Source organism: Humitalea rosea (genome assembly GCF_003253705.1).
In the GTDB taxonomy this organism is placed as follows: Bacteria; Pseudomonadota; Alphaproteobacteria; order Acetobacterales; family Acetobacteraceae; genus Humitalea; species Humitalea rosea.
The window spans coordinates 69071-86811 of record NZ_QKYU01000014.1; the positions used below are offsets into that span (position 1 = coordinate 69071).

General features: G+C 68.3%; 12 protein-coding genes and 1 CRISPR repeat array (1 of these 13 cut by a window edge). All 12 genes read left to right on the top strand.

Annotated features, from left to right (window positions below):
- Positions 1-78 precede the first annotated feature (78 nt).
- The 12 genes from C8P66_RS13235 to C8P66_RS13290 all read left to right on the top strand — a co-directional run bounded on the left by C8P66_RS13235 (position 79) and on the right by C8P66_RS13290 (position 15120).
- The gene (locus C8P66_RS13235) at positions 79-1251 is read left to right on the top strand and encodes an LLM class flavin-dependent oxidoreductase (RefSeq protein WP_158537245.1); all 1173 of its coding nucleotides are present in this window, start codon (positions 79-81) and stop codon (positions 1249-1251) included.
- Positions 1248-2597, top strand: a complete 1350-nt coding sequence (locus C8P66_RS13240) for an LLM class flavin-dependent oxidoreductase (protein WP_111398750.1) — start codon at positions 1248-1250, stop codon at positions 2595-2597. Before C8P66_RS13235 ends, C8P66_RS13240 begins: the two co-directional genes overlap by 4 nt.
- Before the next feature lie 138 nt (positions 2598-2735).
- Positions 2736-3560, top strand: coding sequence for an enoyl-CoA hydratase/isomerase family protein (locus C8P66_RS13245; RefSeq protein WP_211314138.1), 825 nt, complete (start codon positions 2736-2738; stop codon positions 3558-3560).
- A gap of 1 nt (position 3561) precedes the next feature.
- Positions 3562-4698, top strand: a complete 1137-nt coding sequence (locus tag C8P66_RS13250) for an acyl-CoA dehydrogenase family protein (protein ID WP_111398751.1) — start codon at positions 3562-3564, stop codon at positions 4696-4698.
- A gap of 11 nt (positions 4699-4709) precedes the next feature.
- Positions 4710-6851: an acetate--CoA ligase family protein gene (locus C8P66_RS13255; RefSeq protein ID WP_111398752.1), complete on the top strand. Its 2142-nt coding sequence runs from the start codon at positions 4710-4712 to the stop codon at positions 6849-6851.
- A gap of 2 nt (positions 6852-6853) precedes the next feature.
- Entirely contained in the window at positions 6854-7885 is a 1032-nt protein-coding gene (locus tag C8P66_RS13260) for an ABC transporter ATP-binding protein (RefSeq protein ID WP_245903503.1), read from the top strand.
- A gap of 20 nt (positions 7886-7905) precedes the next feature.
- A complete protein-coding gene (locus C8P66_RS13265) occupies positions 7906-8982 on the top strand; it encodes an ABC transporter ATP-binding protein (RefSeq protein WP_245903504.1) in 1077 nt (358 codons plus the stop codon).
- Between the two features lie 22 nt (positions 8983-9004).
- Complete coding sequence (locus tag C8P66_RS13270; RefSeq protein WP_111398754.1) at positions 9005-10516, top strand: ABC transporter substrate-binding protein; 1512 nt, start codon at positions 9005-9007, stop codon at positions 10514-10516.
- A 36-nt stretch (positions 10517-10552) separates the two neighbouring features.
- Positions 10553-11500: an ABC transporter permease gene (locus C8P66_RS13275; RefSeq protein ID WP_111398755.1), complete on the top strand. Its 948-nt coding sequence runs from the start codon at positions 10553-10555 to the stop codon at positions 11498-11500.
- 12 nt (positions 11501-11512) lie between these two features.
- On the top strand, positions 11513-12379 hold the full coding sequence (locus C8P66_RS13280) for an ABC transporter permease (protein WP_245903505.1): 867 nt from the start codon (positions 11513-11515) through the stop codon (positions 12377-12379).
- A gap of 24 nt (positions 12380-12403) precedes the next feature.
- Positions 12404-13423, top strand: a complete 1020-nt coding sequence (locus tag C8P66_RS13285) for a TauD/TfdA family dioxygenase (RefSeq protein WP_111398757.1) — start codon at positions 12404-12406, stop codon at positions 13421-13423.
- A 497-nt stretch (positions 13424-13920) separates the two neighbouring features.
- The gene (locus C8P66_RS13290) at positions 13921-15120 is read left to right on the top strand and encodes an IS256 family transposase (protein ID WP_111398758.1); all 1200 of its coding nucleotides are present in this window, start codon (positions 13921-13923) and stop codon (positions 15118-15120) included.
- Positions 15121-15219: 99 nt separating this feature from the next.
- Positions 15220-17741: a CRISPR direct-repeat array (repeat unit 29 nt; unit sequence CGGTTCATCCCCGCGTGTGCGGGGAACGC); it runs 2997 nt beyond the window's last position.

Below are 17741 nucleotides of genomic sequence, written 5' to 3' on the forward strand. Positions count from 1 at the left end.
CGGCCATCGGCCGCATCACGAGCGTGTCCCCACCGACGGGACGCTGAGCCCGGACGCATGTTTGACGAGAGAGGCGCCATGCACATCACATTGTCGATCAGCGGCCACGGGCACCATCCTGCGGCCTGGAGGGTCTCGCCCCTCGTCGACGAGCCAGGCGGCATGCCGCGCTATGAGGCGCTGCTGCGCCGGGCCGAGGCCGCGCTGCTGGATGGCGTGCTGTTCCTGCCGCCACGCGGCGGCCCGGCCGCCTTGATGTCGGGCGGCCAGGATGTGCTCCAGTTCGACACCTTGCCGCTGATCGCCGCGATGATCGCGCACACCGGGCGCCTCGGCCTGGGGGCGACCGTCTACATGGCGCATACCCAGCCCTTCCACACGGCACGTGCCTTCGCGGTGCTGGACAATCTCTCCGCCGGCCGCACGGCCTGGATCGTCGATCTGGAGGGAGAGGATCAGCAGGAGGCGGATTTCGGCCATGTGCTGCCGAGCCTGAGCAGCGCCGAACGGTACGACCGAGCGCGCGAGTATATCGACGTTGCCATGAAGCTCTGGGACAGTTGGGAAGATGATGCGGTCATCGCCGACAAGGCGGCCGGCATGTTCGCCCTGTCGGAGAAGATCCACCCCATCCACCACGTCGGCACATACTTCTCGGTGCGCGGCCCGCTGACCGCGGTGCGGCCGATTCAGGGACATCCGGTCGTCATCATGCGCGATGCCTCGGATGCCGGGCTCGCCCTGGCCGCGGCATCGGCGGATGTGTTCCTCGCCGATTGCGGCGATCCGGCGCAGGCAAAGGCCTTCGCAGCCAGGCTGCGCGGCATGGTGGCGAAGGCGGGCCGGTCGCCGGATGCGCTGCGGATCCTGGTGAATGTCGCCCCGATCCTGGGTGACAGCGATGCGGAGGCAAAGGCGCGCGGCAATCGGCTGGATGCGATGGCACCCACAACGGGCGATCCGGTGTGGCGCTTTGTCGGCACGGCCGCGGCGTTTGCGGCAGCGCTGTCCAACTGGCGGGCCGCGGCGGGGATCGACGGCGTCAACATCCTGCCCGCCGTGCTGGCCGAGGATGGCGAGCGCCTGATCGCCGATGTCATGCCGATCCTCCGGCAGCAGGGGCTGGCCCGCACCAGCTACGCCGGGAGCACGTTGCGCGCGCATCTGAACCTCGCGAAGCCCGCCAGCCGCTTCGCCGAACAGGCCGCAGCCGTCCTGCTCGAACACCAGGGGGCGGGAGACAGCCGATGACCAGGCAATTGCACCTCGGGCTCTTCATCTATCCGGGCGGCCATCACATCGCCGGCTGGCGCCATCCGAGCGTCACGGCAGCAGGGCTGAGCACGCTCGACTTCTACCGGACAGCGGCGCAACTCGCCGAGCGCGGCAAGTTCGACCTGTTCTTCGTCGGCGACACGCTGTTCACCCGCGAGCGCGACGGGCGCTTCTTCGGGCGGCAGGCGATCTCCAATCTCGACCCGGTCTCGCTGCTCTCGACGCTGTCGTCGGTGACGGAACGGCTGGGCCTCGTGGGCACGCTTTCGACGACCTATCACGAGCCCTATGCCATCGCTTCCAAGTTCGCGACGCTGGACCATCTCAGCCGTGGCCGCGCCGGATGGAACGTCGTCACCACCTGGGAAGACAAGGCCGCGCTGAATTTCAGCCGCGACCGTTCCATGGAGAAAGCGGATCGCTATATCCGCGGCCGCGAGTTCATCGATGTCTGCACGGCCTTGTGGGATAGCTGGGATGATGCGGCCCTGCTGCGCGACCAAGCCACGGGCCAGTTCTGTGACCCGGCGCTGATCGACCGCATCGATCACCGTGGCGACAGCTTCACCGTGCGCGGCCCCTTGCGCCAACCACGCCCACCGCAAGGCTGGCCGGTGCTGGTGCAGGCCGGCGGATCGCCGCCGGGGCGGGACTTCGCCGCCGCGGTGGGCGAGGCGATCTTCACGGCCCAGAGCCGGATCGAGGAAGCCCGCGAGTTCCGCTCCTCGACCCATGCCCGGATGGCGGGCTATGGCCGCCGGCCGGAGGAGGTCGTGATCATGCCCGGCCTCTCGCCGCTGCTTGGCTCGACCGAGGCGGAGGCGCTGCGGCTGGAACGGGAGACGGGCGACCTGGTGCATCCTGACGTCGGGATCTGGATGTTGAGCGAGAACCTGAATTTTCCCCTCTACGAACGCGACCCGCACGATCTCCTTCCGATCGAGGAGATCCGGCGCGTCAAGAAGCCGACGGCAAACGCCGACACGCTGCTTTCTGAGGCGGCGCGGCAGAAGCTGACCATCGATGGGGCAGCCCGCTTCATCGCCCGGTCGCGCGCGCACCAGAACTTCGTGGGAACACCGGAGCAATTGGCCGATCTGATGGAGCTGTGGCTGAAGGAAGGGGCCTGCGATGGCTTCAACCTGATGCCGCCCTACTTCCCCGACCAGCTCGCGGTCTTCGTCGACCAGGTCGTGCCGGTGCTCCAGCGTCGGGGCCTGTTCCGCAAGGAGTATGAGGGCACCACGCTGCGCGAGCACCTTGGCCTCGCCAAACCGGTGCGCGGACAGTTCCAGCGCCGACTGGCGCGGAGTGCTGCGTGACCGCTGGCATAGCGATTGCTTTGTTTCACCAAGCAACGGCGCTGCAGCCGCCCAGGCTGTCTTCGCGTGATTACCAAGCATGCTTGATAATTTGCCGGCGCCTTGGCCGGCAGGATTTCATCCGATTGACCGCGACGGATGGCCGCGCGGGATGACCTCAAGCCGGCCGAGAGAGAGTACCCGATGCCTTACGAGACCATCCAGATCGATCACCTCGATGCCGTGACGACGATCACCCTTTCGCGCCCCCCGGTGAACGCGGTGACGGTCACGCTGCTGGAAGAGGTGCTCGCCGCGTTCGACGCGCTGGAGAGCCGTGACGAGACGCGTTGCGTGGTGCTGACCGGTTCCGGCACCAAGGCCTTCAGCGCCGGTGCCGATCTCAAGGCGTCGGCACGGACATCGCAGTCCAGTACGCGGTTTCGCGATCTTGGTCGTGCGGTGGTGGACCGGCTCGAAAGCTTTCCCAAGCCCGTCATCGCCGCCATCCAGGGCTGGTGCATCGGTGGCGGCTTCGCGATCGGCATGGCCTGCGATGTGCGCCTTGCCGCCTCGACGGCGCGGTTCCGCACGGGCGATGCCTATCTCGGCGTCATCCCGAGCTGGGGCATGAGCCTGACACGGCTGACCCATTTCATCGGCCGCAACCGCGCGCTGGATCTGCTGATCCTGGGCGAGGATCTGAACGCCACGCAGGCCCATGAGATGGGGCTGGTCTCACGCGTCATCCCCGAGGCGGAGTTCGTGACCGAGGTCGCGCGCATCGCCAAGCGGGTCTCCGGCGGCGCGCCCATCACCTTCAAGGCGATCAAGGAAACCGTGCGGGCGCAGTATGTCCATTCGCCGGGCGCGGCCCAGGCGCTGGAGACGCATTGGTCCGAGATCGGCGGCAAGTCCGAGGACATGCGCGAAGGCATCGCCGCCTTCAACGAGAAACGCCAACCCGTCTTCAAGGGGCGCTGAGATGACCGTCTTCGATACCCCCGCGACGCGGGAGCTTCAGGCGGCGGTGGCCGAGGTGGTGCAACGCGTGATCGCGCCGATCTCCGCCGCCACCCCGCCCGGCACCAGGCTGACCGCCGAGCAGATGCGGACCTGCCTGCGCGCCTTGCAGCCGCTCGGCTACCTCGGCAGCACCATCCCGCGCGACTTCGGTGGCGCCGGGCTGAGCTACGTCGAATACGGCATGCTGCTGGAGCAGGTGGCGAAGGGGCCGGTCCTGTTCGGCGAGGTGGTGCCGCCGCGCACCATCAACTACCTCGGCACCGCCGAGCAGAAACGCCGCTGGCTGCCGAAGCTTTTCTCCGGTGACTGGATCGCCACCGCCGCGATCACCGAGCCGCAGGCGGGGTCCGACATGCGCGCTTTCACCACCACCGCGGTGCTGGACGGCGATCACTACGTCGTCAATGGCCGCAAGCGCTGGCTGAAGCTCGGCAGCGTCGCCGATCTGATGACGCTGATGGTGGTGGACCCGGCGAGCGGCGGCCTCAGCCGCCTTGTCGTGGAGCGCGACATCTCCCCCTGGGTAAGCCGCGACATCGACACCGTGGGGCTGCGCCAGCTTTCGCTGGCCGAGGTCACCTTCGACGGCACCCGCGTCCCGCGCGACAGCATCCTCGGCGAGGCCGGCGCCGGCGGTGAGCAGTTCCATCGTGGCATCGAGGCCTCGCGCGGCTTCATCGGCATCCAGGCGGTGGGGATCGCGAGCCATGCGCTCGACCGTGCCCTGGCCTATGCGCGGGAGCGCGTGGCCTTCGGCCGCCCGATCGGCAAGTTCCAGGCGATCCAGATCGTGCTGGCCGATGCGGCCACGCGGCTGCAGGCGGCGCGGCTGCTTTGCTTCAACGCCCTCGCGATCCTGGACAGCGGCAAGCGTGCGCCGCGCGACGTCTCGATGGCCAAGGTCTTCGCCGTGGATACCGCGCTCGCCGTCTGCCAGGCCGCCATGGAAAGCATGGGCGCCTGGGGGACGGCGGAGGAGGCGGAGGTCGAACGCTGCTGGCGCGACGCCGCCATGCTTTCCGCCATCGATGGCACCGCCGGCATCCAGCGCCTGATCATCGGGCGCGAGACGCTCGGCATGTCCGCTTTCCTCTGACGGAGCCCGTCATGGACACGATCCCCCCCCTGTCGTCGCCGCCCTGGGTGAAGCCCCGCCTGTCGATCCGCCAGATCCTGGAGCCGGCCTCGATCGCCGTCGTCGGTGCCTCCGACAGCCGCGCGAAGTTCGGGGGGCGGATCATGTACCACCTCGTCCACCACGGCTTTGCGGGCGACCTCGTGCCGATCAACCGTGGCCGGCCAGAGGTGCTGGGCCGCACCGCCTATGCGACGCTCGCCGATGTGCCGACCCCGCCCGAGGTCGCCATCCTGGCGGTGCCCGGCGAGACGCTGGTGCAGAATGTCGCCGCCGCCGCGACGGCCGGCGTCGGCTGCTGCGTCATCATCTCGACCGGCTTCGCCGAGGCCAGCGAGGAAGGGGCGGCCATGCAGGCGGAGATGGTGGCGATCGCGCGCCAGTCGGGCATGCGGATCGTCGGCCCGAACTGCATGGGGCTGATCGTGCCGCATCATCGCATGCCGCTCTGCTCCTCGGTGGTGCTCGATACCGATCGGCTGCTGAGCGGCTCGATCGGGCTGATCAGCCAGTCGGGGGCGCTGATGGTTTCGGTCTTCGACCGCGCCAGCACCGATGGGATCGGCTTCCGGCACTGCGTCTCGCTCGGCAACCAGGCGGATCTGGAGATCTGCGACTTCCTGGAAGTGATGGTCGAGGACCCGGAAACCAAAGCCATCTGCCTGTATGTCGAGGGGCTGAAGGACGGTGCTCGCTTCCGTGCCGCCGCGGCCGCCTGCCAGGCCGCCGGCAAGCCGCTGCTGCTGGTCAAGACCGGGCGGACCGAGGCCGGGGTGAAATCCGCACGGTCCCATACCGCAAGCCTCGCCGGCTCCTACGACGTGTTCGAGGCGATCTGCCGGGAAACCGGCGTGGTCCTGGCGCGCGATCCCGACGACATGGTGCGGGCGGCCAATATCCTGGTGCGCCATCCGGGCGCGCGAAGCCCGGGCGGGGTTGGGGTCTATTCCACCTCGGGTGGCGGCGCCGGCATCGCCTCGGACCGCGTGACCGAAATCGGGCTGGGGATGGCGGTGCTGTCGGAGGCGACGCGGGCGCAGCTTGGGGAAATCCTGCTGCCGCCCCAGGCCGACAATCCGATCGACCTCGGCGGCCGCAAGGCGCCCGACAGCCTGGACATCACCAAGCTCGCGGCGGACATCCTGCTCGCCGATCCGGCCGTCGCCTATGGCCTCGTGGTGCTGACCTCGATGCCCTTCTTCGCCGAAAAGACCCGGCTGATCGGGGAGGTGGCCAAGGCCTCGCCCAAGCCCTGCTTCCTGGCGCTGACCCCAGGGGCCGCGGCCGACCGCCCGCGCGCGGCCCTGCGCGAGGTGGACCAACCCTATTTCGACCGCTTCGAGGATGCGCTGCGGGCGATGGAGCTGGTCGCGCAATTCGACCGGCTGCGGGCCGAGGCGAGCCCCATGGCGCTGCGCCCCGCGGGCCTGCCGGCAATCCCGGAATTGCCCGATGGTGTGGCGACCGAGGGCGAGGTGAAGGCCGCCCTCGCCGCCTATGGCGTGCCGGTGACGCGGGAGAGCTTCGCCGCGACCCCCGAGGCCGCCGGTAAGGCCGCTGCGGCCCTTGGCTTCCCGGTGGTCCTCAAGGCCGTCTCACGCGACATCGCGCATAAGAGCGACGTGGGGGGCGTAGCCCTCGGCCTGCGCGATGCTGGCGCGGTCGCGGCGGCCGCGGTCGCCATGCAGGCGACCGTCGCCGGACATCTGCCGCAGGCGCGGATCGATGGCTTCAGCGTGCAGGAGATGATCAAGGGCGCGGCCGAGGTGATCATCGGCGCCCGGTACGATCCATTGTTCGGCCCGGTCGTGCTGGTCGGCCTGGGCGGCACCATCGTCGAGATTCTCAAGGACGTCGCCATCGCCCCGGCGCCCGTCGCGCCGGAGCGGGCGCTGCGGATGGTGGAGTCGCTCCGCCTCGCGCCGCTGCTGCAAGGCGCGCGTGGCATGCCGGTGCTGGATGTGCCGGCGATCGTCGATGCCGTGGTGCGGATAAGCTGGCTGGCCCACGACCTCGGCGGCAGGCTCATCGAGTTGGAGGCGAATCCGCTCCTGGTGCGCCCCGTTGGCCTCGGCCTCGTGGCCGTCGATGGCCGAGCGACCCTGGTCGGCTGAGCATGGACGGCGCCGACGGCCACTCCCTGCCCGTGATGCCGCAGGCCGCGGCAGCGGCGCCGCTGTTGCAGGTGCGCGACCTGTCGGTGTCCTTCGCCGGCGAGGCCGGCATCATGCCCGCGGTTCGCGGCGCGAGCTTCGACGTGCCGGCCGGCGGATGCCTCGGCATCGTCGGAGAATCCGGCAGCGGAAAAAGCGTCAGCTCCCTCGCCATCATGGGGCTGTTGCCGCCGCAGACGGCGCGCATCACCAGCGGGAGCATCCTGTTTCAGGGGCGCGACCTGCTGGCGATGTCGGCGAGCCAGGTGCGCAGCCTGCGCGGCAGCGCCATCTCGATGATCTTCCAGGAGCCGATGTCGTCGCTGAACCCCGCCTTCACCATCGGGGACCAGATCATGGAGGCGATCCAGGCGCATGAGCGTGTCAGCCGGCGGGAGGCGCGCGACCGTGCCATAGGGCTGCTGCGCCAGGTGCGTATCCCGGCGCCGGAACGCCGCTTCAGCGATTACCCGCACAAGCTTTCGGGCGGCATGCGGCAGCGCGTGATGATCGCGATCGCACTGGCCTGCGAGCCGAAGCTGCTGATCGCCGATGAGCCGACCACCGCGCTCGATGTCACGGTTCAGGCCCAGATCGTCGAGCTGCTGCGCGACATCCAGCAGGAGCGCGGCACGTCGATCATGCTGATCTCCCATAATATCGGTCTCATCGCCGGCCTCGCGGACGAGATTGTCGTGATGTACGCTGGCGGTGTGGTGGAACGCGGCGCCACCGCGCGCGTCATCGGCCACCCCGAGCACCCCTATACCGTCGGGCTGCTCGGCGCGGTGCCGCGGGCGGAGCCGGGCGACCACCCTCTGGTCGGGATCGACGGCGCTGTGCCGGATCTGCGCCACCTGCCGCCCGGCTGCGTGTTCGAGCCGCGCTGCCCCTTCTCCGCCGCGCCCTGCCGGCAGGACGAGCCCGCGCTGCGTTCGCTGCTGCCTGGGCACCTCGCCGCCTGCCACATGGCGCCGCTGGACGCTGTGCCATGAGCGCGGCGCGGATTGCCCCGGTGAGCCCTCCGCCGCTGCTGCGCGTGGCCGGGTTGAGCAAATATTTCGACGTGGGCGGCCTGTTCCAGCGGCGCGGCCGGCTGGCCGCGGTCGATAACATCTCCTTCGACCTGGCCGAGGGCGAGACCCTGGGCCTCGTCGGTGAAAGCGGCTGCGGCAAGTCCACCACCGGGCGGCTGATCCTGCGCCTGATCGAGGCCAGCGCCGGATCCGTGGCCTTTCGCGGCGAGAACCTGCTGAAGCTCGATGCGACAGCCATGGGCTCGCATCGGCGAAACCTCCAGCTGATCTTCCAGGACCCGTTCAGCTCGCTGAACCCCAGCATGACCGTGCATGAGATCATCGGCGAGCCGATGCATGTGCATCACATCGATGCCGGGTCGGGAATCACGCGGCGCGTCGCGGAGCTTCTGCAGATGGTCGGGTTGAATCCCGCCCATATGGCGCGCTACCCGCATGAATTCTCGGGGGGCCAGCGCCAGCGCATCGGCATTGCCCGGGCGCTGGCGCTGTCCCCGCAGCTGATCGTGTGTGATGAGCCGGTCTCGGCGCTCGATGTCTCGGTGCAGGCGCAGATCCTGAACCTGCTGCGGCGGTTGCAACAGGACATGCGGCTTGGTCTGCTGTTCATCTCCCATGATCTGATGGCCGTGCGCTACATCGCGCATCGCGTGGCGGTGATGTACCTCGGCAAGCTCGTGGAGGTCGCGCCGACCGATGCGATCTTCGCCGCACCGCGCCACCCCTATACCCGCGCGCTGCTCGATGCCGTCCCGGCGCCGGAGCCGGAACGCCGCGCGCGCCTCGTGCTCGACGGCGACCTGCCGAGCCCGCTGGATCCGCCGACGGGCTGCCATTTCCATCCCCGTTGCCCCTTCGCCACCGCACGCTGCGCGACGGAAGCGCCGGCCTTGGTGGCGGATCCGGCGGGCCATGCGGTGGCCTGCCATAACTGGCGTGAGATTCCGGCCTGGTCCGGTCTCAGCCCCGCACTCACCCGGCCTGTTGAGCCGCGCCTGGCCCGGCTGCTGGAACGGTTTCGTCAGCCGCCGATCCTGCCGGTCGATCACCCCTGACACCATCACAAGGACAGGATGAATGATGCATAAGCTCCGCCTTCTCGCCGTCATTGCTCTGGCCACAGGCTGGGCCTTCGGCGCTGCCGCCCAGGGCACCTTGCGCATCGGGATCAATGAGGACCCCGATGCGCTCGATCCCGCCACCAACCGCCTCGCCAGCGGACGGCAACCGCTGACCGCGATCTGTGACAAGCTCTTCGATGTATCCACGGATCTGGATCTGGTGCCGCAGCTCGCGGAGAGCTACGTCGTCGCGCCGGACGGGATGTCGGTCACGCTGAAGCTGCGGCCTGGCGTCACCTTCCATGATGGGGAGCCGATGAACGCCGAGGCGGTGCGCTTCACCCTGGAGCGGAACGTGACGCGCACCGGCTCGCTGCGTCGGTCGGAGCTGACGGCGCTCGATCATGCCGAGGTCGTCGATCCGCTGACCCTGCGCCTGGTCCTGAAGGAGCCACAGAGCAGCCTGCTGCTGATCAACCTGGCCGAACGGGCGGGGATGATCGTCTCGCCCAAGGCGTCGGAGGCGCTCGGGGATCGCTTCGGCACGGCGCCGGTCTGCGCGGGACCCTATCGCTTCGTCGAACGCGTGCCGCAGGGGCGCATCGTGGTCGAGCGATATGCCAATTACTGGGACAGGGCGATGCAGGGCCCCGATCGCATCGAATACATGCCGATCACAGATTCGACGGTCCGGATTTCCGCGCTTCGCTCGGGAGAGTTGCAGATCGCCGAGCGCCTGACGCCGACCGACCTGCCGCAGCTTGACGCTGATCCCAACGTCAATGTCGTCTCAGCCCCCGACCTCGGCTACCATGTGATTCGCCTGAATACCAACAACGGGCCGCATGGTGCGTTGCTCGGCCGCGACGTGCGTATCCGCCAGGCAATCAACCTCGCGATCGATCGCAACGCGATGGTGCACGCACTGTTCGAGGACAAGTATACCGCGGGCAACCAGTTCGTGAATCCGTCCAACCCGAATTACGACACCAGCCATCCGGTGCCGGAGCGCGATGTCGCCGCATCCCGCCGCCTCCTCCGCGCGGCCGGTGTGCCGAACCTTACCTTCACTTTGCTGGTTCCGCCGGAGCGGGAGCGCCAGGAGGCCGCGCAGTTCATCCAGGCCATGCTGAGCGAAGCCGGCATCACGATGAACCTCGAAACCCAGGAAAACGCGACGATGCTGCAGAACGGCCGTCGCGGCCAGTTCGAGGCCCTCTTCACCTTCTGGAGCGGGCGCCCCCATCCGGATGGGAACGTCTTCACCCACTATAGCTGTACCGGGCCGCAGAATGACTCGAAGTACTGCAATGCGGCACTTGACGAGATCCTGGTGAAGGCACGCCAGACCGACGACGCCGCCGAACGCCAGCGGCTGTACCGGAGCGCCAATGCCATCCTGGCCGAGGAACTGCCGAGCCTGATCCTGTGGCACCGCCGAACCTTCACCGGCGTCAGCACACGTGTCCGTGGCTTCGTGCCGCATCCGGACAGCACGATCCGCGTCCGCGGCATCACGCTGCAGTAGCCGCGCCACGCTTCGGATCAACGAGGAGACCCGTCCATGCGCTTTCTGATTTTCTTCGGTCAGCGCCTGGCGCTCGCGGTGCCCACGGTACTGATCCTGAGCGTGCTCGTGTTCCTCCTGCAGCGCCTGCTGCCGGGGGACCCTGCCCTGGCGATGGGCGGGGACGAGATCGACCTGCAAGGACTTGAGGAGATCCGGCACAAATACGGGTTGGACCTGCCGATCCACCTCCAATATTTCCGCTGGCTCGGCAGCGCCCTTGTCGGCGATCTCGGCATCTCCCTTCGCAACAGCATGGGTGTGACCGAATTGCTGCTGGGCAAGCTCGTCATCACGCTCCAGCTTGCCTTCGCGTCGATGATCATTGCCGTGGTGGTCGGCATTCCCCTCGGCGTCCTCGCGGCGTCCCGTCATGGCACTTGGCTCGACACGGCGACGAGCGCCGTATCCCTTACCAGCATCTCCATCCCGCATTTCTGGTTGGGGATCCTTCTCGTCCTGGCTTTTTCGGTGAACCTGCAATGGTTCCCCTCCTCCGGCTACGTGCCGTTCTGGGAGGATCCACGGCGGAGCGCGATGGGCTTTGTTCTGCCTTCGATCGTGCTCGGGACCGGCATCGCCGGTGTGCTGATGCGCCATACGCGCAGCGCGATGTTGCAGTCGCTCGGCGCGGATTACGTGCGCACCGCCCGCGCCAAGGGGCTGAGCGAGCGGCGGGTGGTGCTACGGCACGCGCTGCGCAACGCGCTGGTGCCGGTCGTCACGCTGGGTGCGATCGAATTCGGCCATCTGCTGGCCGGCGCCGTCCTGACCGAACAGATCTTCTCCATCCCCGGCTTCGGCAAGCTGCTGGTCGATGGGGTGCTGTATCGCGACTACGCGGTCGTGCAGGGGTTGGTGCTGGTCTCGGCGGTGCTGTTCATCCTCGTCAGCCTGACGGCCGATGTCCTCTACTTCGTCATCAATCCTCGGCTGCGGGGCTGAACCATGGCCAGCGTGACACAGACCCCCGTCTTCGTGCGGCCGGAAAGCCGGCTGCGCCGGGTGCTGCGCCGCCTTGCGCGGCGCCGCGTCAGCCTGGTCGCCGGCGCCATCGTCCTGTGCTTCATCGCGATGGCGCTGCTCGCGCCCCTCATCGCGCCCTATGACCCGACCAAGGCAAGCTTCATGCTGGTGCGCAAGGCACCATCCGCCGCGCATTGGCTTGGCACGGACGAGGTGGGGCGCGACGTGCTGTCCCGCATGATCTGGGGCGCGCGCAGCTCGTTGCTCGCCGGCGCCATTCCTGTGGTTGTCGCCCTCCTGTTCAGCGTGCCGCTCGGCGTCATCAGCGGCTATGCCGGCGGCGTGCTCGACATGGTCGTGATGCGCGTCACCGATGCCATGCTCGCGATCCCCTTCCTGATCGTCGCGATCACGCTTGCGGCTTTCCTCGGTCCTGATCTGAAGAATGCGATGCTGGCCATCGGTATCGCCTCGCTGCCGGTGTTCGTGCGTCTCGCACGCGCCGCGGCGATGAGCATCAGGGCTGAGGATTACGTCGAAGCCGCGCGGGTCATCGGCAGTTCTCACCTGCGCATCGCCTTTCGCCACATCCTGCCCAATATGCTCCCCCCCCTGCTGGTCCAGGCGAGCGTCATGGCCGCCGCGGCGATCATCGCGGAGGCGTCGCTGTCCTTCCTCGGGCTGGGCCAGCAGCCCCCGGCGCCATCCTGGGGCAGCATGCTCAATGCGGCGCAACGGCATATGGCGGCCGCGCCCTGGATGGCGATTGCCCCAGGCGCGATGATCTTCGTGCTGGTCATCGCACTGAACATCTTCGGCGACGGGTTGCGGGACGCGCTCGATCCCAAACGCCGCTGACACCCCCAACAAGAGGAGACGTCCATGAGCATGGTCCTTACACAGCCGGTCACGGGCCCCCGGGCCTGGCGCGGCGCCGAGCTGGGCCAGGATGGTCCCTGGCTGCTGGAGCTGACCCCCGCCGAGCAGCGCGAAATCGCCATCGCCCTGGCCCATGCCGTGCGGACCGGGACACCGATGTTGCATTGGCAGGAGGCGACCTTCCCGCTCGACGGGCTGCGCGAAAAGCTGCGCGCCATCGCGCACCAGCTTCGCGATGGCCTGGGCTTCACCATCCTGCGCGGCCTCGACATCTCCAACTACTCGGATGAGGAGGTCGGGATGATCTATTGGGGCCTCGGCCTCTACCTCGGCGAACCGCTGGGGCAGAATCCCAAGGGTGATCTGCTTGGCCATGTCTTCGACCAGGGGCGCAAGTATGGCGGCCTGGACGTCCGCGGCTACGAAACCAGCGCCTATCTGCCCTACCATACCGACAGCTGCGACTTCCTGGGGCTGATGTGCCTGCGGCAGGGCCTGTCGGGTGGGCTAAGCAGCCTGGTCAGCTCCGTCTCCGTGCACAATGCCATCCTGGCCGAGCATCCCGAGTATCTCGGCCTGCTCTACAACGGCTTCTACTACATCCGGCGGGAGGAGGCGCTGGGCGGCAAGGGCGTGTCCGAGGCGCCGGTGCCGGTCTTCGGCCAGACGGACGGGATCGTGAGCTGCCGTTACCTGCGCAACCAGATCAATGCCGGCGCGGTGAAGCGCGGCGTGCCGTTGACGGCGATGGAGACGGAGGCGCTCGACTTCCTCGATGCCCAGACGCAGCGGGAGGATCTGCGGTTGGATTTCATGCTGCGGCCCGGCGACATGGAATTCTGCAACAACTACACCGTGCTGCATTCGCGCACCGAATTCGCCGATGGTCCGGAGCGCAGCCAGCAGCGCCACATGCTGCGCCTTTGGCTGAAGTTCCATGAGCGCTGGCCGGTCTCCGAGCATTTCGCCGAGCATCGTGGCTATGTGCTGACCGCGCGCGGCACGGTCCTGGCTGAGGCCTGAGGGCGAGGGGCGGTCGTCCGCCTCGGTGCCGCCCCAGCTCCGTCTCGGCTCGACAGGCGGCTGAGGCGGACACTGCCTGAGCGCCTGGGAGAACGCGGTGTAGCGCATCGGTTTGGAGCGGTTGGCGTCGGTTCATCCCCGCGTGCGGGGGGAATGCACGTCGCGACGTGATGCCGGGCCACGGCTCCACGGTTCATCCCCGCGTGTGCGGGGAACGCGCGCGTTCGGCACGCGCCCCGGCGCGGAACGCCGGTTCATCCCCGCGTGTGCGGGGAACGCACCCTGGCAGCTAGCGGGAACCAGCCGAGCGCCGGTTCATCCCCGCGTGTGCGGGGAACGGGTCGTGTCCCCGGTGGTGGTGTAGGAGGTCCAGAGCCTGGGGCGCGTAGCGAAGCCCCTGGCTGAGCGGAGCGGAGCGCCCCCGGGCGGCCACCGCGGTGATCTTCGGTAGGGTTGGGTTGCTGAGACCTGCAACCCCAAGCCTTGGATCGACCACGATGACCGACGACAAGATCGCCCTGCGGGACCTCCTGGAAAAGGGCTCCGACGCCACCTTCCTGCGCGAGATGATCGGATTTGCCGCCCAGCGCCTGATGGAGTTGGAGGTGGGCGAGGTGACCGGCGCCGCCCATGGCGAGCGCAGCCCGGAGAGGCTGCTGCAGCGCAACGGCTACCGGGACCGCGACTGGCAGACCCGGGCCGGCACTGTTGAACTGCGGATCCCCAGGCTTCGCCGCGGCTCCTACTTCCCGGCCTTCCTGGAGCCGCGCCGGACAGCTGAGAAGGCGCTGACGGCGGTGATCCAGGAGGCCTACGTCCAGGGCATCTCCACCCGCTCGGTGGACGACCTGGTCCGCGCCATGGGCATGGAGGGCATCAGCCGCAGCCAGGTCTCGCGCCTCTGCGCCGAGATCGACGATCGTGTGCGCGACTTCCTGACCCGCCCCATCGAGGGCGATTGGCCCTATCTCTGGCTCGACGCGACCTACGTGAAGGTCCGCGAGGCAGGCCGCATCGTCCCTGTCGCGGTCACCATTGCGGTGGGTGTGAATGCCGACGGGCGGCGCGAGGTGCTCGGCATGGCCCTCGGCAGTTCGGAGGCCGAACCCTTCTGGCTCGATTTCCTCCGCACCCTCAAGCGCCGCGGCCTGGCGGGCGTGAAGCTCGTCATCTCCGACGCCCATGAGGGGCTGAAGGCGGCCGTGACCAAGGTGCTGCGGGCCACCTGGCAGCGCTGCCGCGTCCACTTCGCCCGCAACGCGCTCGCCCATGCCGGCAAGACCCAGCGCCGCATCGTCTCCGCCTGGATCGGAACCGCCTATGCCGAAGGGGACGCCGCCGCGGCCCACGCCCAGTGGCGCACCGTCGCCGACCAGCTCCGCCCCAAGGTGCCCAAGCTCGCAGCCCTGATGGACACCGCCGAGGAGGACGTGCTGGCCTATATGCACTTCCCCGCCGCACATCGGGCCAAGTTGCACAGCACAAACCCGATCGAGCGGCTGAACGGGGAAATCAAGCGCCGAACGAATGTCGTCGGCATATTCCCCAACGAGGCCGCCGTGCTCCGCCTCGTCGGGGCCATCCTGCTCGAGCAATCCGACGAATGGGCCACCCAGCGCGCCCGCTACATGACCCTGGAAACCATCGGCTCCGTCAGCAACACTGCCCCCGTCAGCCTGTCCGCCGTGCCAGCCTGACGCGGCGGCCCAACCCGCCGAGGATCATCGCTCCTACACCACGCGATGGGACACGATCGGGGAACGCCGGGGTGGGCGGCGGAGATGGCTGCTACAATCCGGTTCATCCCCGCGTGTGCGGGGAACGCGCGGTGGGCCAGACCGGCACCCAAGGCAGCGCCGGTTCATCCCCGCGTGTGCGGGGAACGCACCGCGCTAATGGAGACCAGGCGCTGGAAATCCGGTTCATCCCCGCGTGTGCGGGGAACGCGGATATGGATGAGGAAGGTCATACCCAAGTTCCGGTTCATCCCCGCGTGTGCGGGGAACGCGCGCGGCCGGCGCCGGCCGTAGAGACGGAGACCGGTTCATCCCCGCGTGTGCGGGGAACGCCGCGGCTCGTAGGCGCGGCCCTCGGCCATCTCCGGTTCATCCCCGCGTGTGCGGGGAACGCACAGAGTAGAGGCGGCCGTTCTCGGCATCCAACGGTTCATCCCCGCGTGTGCGGGGAACGCCAAGCTCAGCAGGTCGAATGTCACGGATATCCCGGTTAATCCCCGCGTGTGCGGGGAACGCGTCACGCGCTCGTAGGTATCGGTTCCGAGCATCGGTTCATCCCCGCGTGTGCGGGGAACGCGAGCAAGCTCCACCGTTGAAGGTCGATCTGTCCGGTTCATCCCCGCGTGTGCGGGGAACGCGCCTGAGCGATGGCCGACCTGCAGAGCATCACCGGTTCATCCCCGCGTGTGCGGGGAACGCAGGCGATCGGCCGCGATGCCTCCAGGCTGGCCCGGTTCATCCCCGCGTGTGCGGGGAACGCGTGTTCCTGGGCAAGGGCGATGCGATCTGCGTCGGTTCATCCCCGCGTGTGCGGGGAACGCACGATGGCGCGGACGGTCGGATCAGCCAGGGCCGGTTCATCCCCGCGTGTGCGGGGAACGCACGGCGTTTGTGTGGGCGATTGCGGCACTCGGCGGTTCATCCCCGCGTGTGCGGGGAACGCTTCATGCACCGCGACGCGGCGGCCGGAGCTGTAGGTTCATCCCCGCGTGTGCGGGGAACGCAAGGGGCGCCCGAAGTTCAGCCGCGCCGGTGCCGGTTCATCCCCGCGTGTGCGGGGAACGCAGCTCCCGCATGGCCCGTTCCTGCGCCAGACGCGGTTCATCCCCGCGTGTGCGGGGAACGCGCGGCGCGGTTCCTTTACCTGCAAAGGACGGCCGGTTCATCCCCGCGTGTGCGGGGAACGCGTGGTGCTGCTGATCGAGCCGTTGATCTGCAGCGGTTCATCCCCGCGTGTGCGGGGAACGCGCTAACCCCGGCTTCGTCGCATCGCACCCCACCGGTTCATCCCCGCGTGTGCGGGGAACGCTTCCCAGGTTCCTAGCCGGACCTGGGATTTTTCGGTTCATCCCCGCGTGTGCGGGGAACGCGCGCAAGCCTATGCCGTGGGGATGCTCCGGGCCGGTTCATCCCCGCGTGTGCGGGGAACGCCACCGCGATACGGCTGGGGAGGAAACGAAAAACGGTTCATCCCCGCGTGTGCGGGGAACGCGTGGCGGCGCGGGCCTGGGCTTCACCCTTCTCCGGTTCATCCCCGCGTGTGCGGGGAACGCACTCTGCTCGACCGTAAATGAGATCGCGATGACGGTTCATCCCCGCGTGTGCGGGGAACGCGAAGTGCGTGCGGCCCTTCGGCTGGCGGGGTGCGGTTCATCCCCGCGTGTGCGGGGAACGCAGAGTCGGCGGAGGGCATGCATCCCGGTGCACCGGTGCATCCCCGCGTGTGCGGGGAACGCGGCGGCGACTTCTTCTGCCGCAAGTTTTGGGTCGGTTCATCCCCGCGTGTGCGGGGAACGCCTCGATCGCCCACTGACGCAGCGCCAGTTGGTCGGTTCATCCCCGCGTGTGCGGGGAACGCGAAGTGCGCGTGCGCGGCTACGACGATTCCTACGGTTCATCCCCGCGTGTGCGGGGAACGCCCCGAAGGGGCGGATCAGGTTTCCCTCTACGCTGGTTCATCCCCGCGTGTGCGGGGAACGCACCCCACGAGTGCCCGATGTTGGGTAGTCTGCCGGTTCATCCCCGCGTGTGCGGGGAACGCCAGGGCGAACCGATGAACGAAGGAGCGGCAACCGGTTCATCCCCGCGTGTGCGGGGAACGCGCGCTGATCGAGATGGTGAAGGGATTCGAGAGCGGTTCATCCCCGCGTGTGCGGGGAACGCGCCCGGCCTAACCTCCCCCGCCTCATCGAATGCGGTTCATCCCCGCGTGTGCGGGGAACGCCGTCAGATGCCGGTCGAAAATCTCATCGGCAGCGGTTCATCCCCGCGTGTGCGGGGAACGCGCGCCCGTTATGGCCCGACCAGGCGATCTCTTCGGTTCATCCCCGCGTGTGCGGGGAACGCGGGGAGTTCCCACGCTGGAATCTGTCCGGCGGCGGTTCATCCCCGCGTGTGCGGGGAACGCTTGGTAAGGGATGCCTCTACGGGCGCAAACCCCGGTTCATCCCCGCGTGTGCGGGGAACGCGACCCCATACCTCTGCCCGCAGATCAGCGCCGTGGTTCATCCCCGCGTGTGCGGGGAACGCGCTCACCGCCATTCCTCCATGCTGATGCGGACCGGTTCATCCCCGCGTGTGCG

Coding starts and splice junctions, on each gene's coding strand:
- C8P66_RS13235 (WP_158537245.1), top strand. CDS start 79: ATGCACATCACATTGTCGATCAGCGGCCACGGGCACCATCCTGCGGCC.
- C8P66_RS13240 (WP_111398750.1), top strand. CDS start 1,248: ATGACCAGGCAATTGCACCTCGGGCTCTTCATCTATCCGGGCGGCCAT.
- C8P66_RS13245 (WP_211314138.1), top strand. CDS start 2,736: ATGGCCGCGCGGGATGACCTCAAGCCGGCCGAGAGAGAGTACCCGATG.
- C8P66_RS13250 (WP_111398751.1), top strand. CDS start 3,562: ATGACCGTCTTCGATACCCCCGCGACGCGGGAGCTTCAGGCGGCGGTG.
- C8P66_RS13255 (WP_111398752.1), top strand. CDS start 4,710: ATGGACACGATCCCCCCCCTGTCGTCGCCGCCCTGGGTGAAGCCCCGC.
- C8P66_RS13260 (WP_245903503.1), top strand. CDS start 6,854: ATGGACGGCGCCGACGGCCACTCCCTGCCCGTGATGCCGCAGGCCGCG.
- C8P66_RS13270 (WP_111398754.1), top strand. CDS start 9,005: ATGATGCATAAGCTCCGCCTTCTCGCCGTCATTGCTCTGGCCACAGGC.
- C8P66_RS13275 (WP_111398755.1), top strand. CDS start 10,553: ATGCGCTTTCTGATTTTCTTCGGTCAGCGCCTGGCGCTCGCGGTGCCC.
- C8P66_RS13285 (WP_111398757.1), top strand. CDS start 12,404: ATGAGCATGGTCCTTACACAGCCGGTCACGGGCCCCCGGGCCTGGCGC.
- C8P66_RS13290 (WP_111398758.1), top strand. CDS start 13,921: ATGACCGACGACAAGATCGCCCTGCGGGACCTCCTGGAAAAGGGCTCC.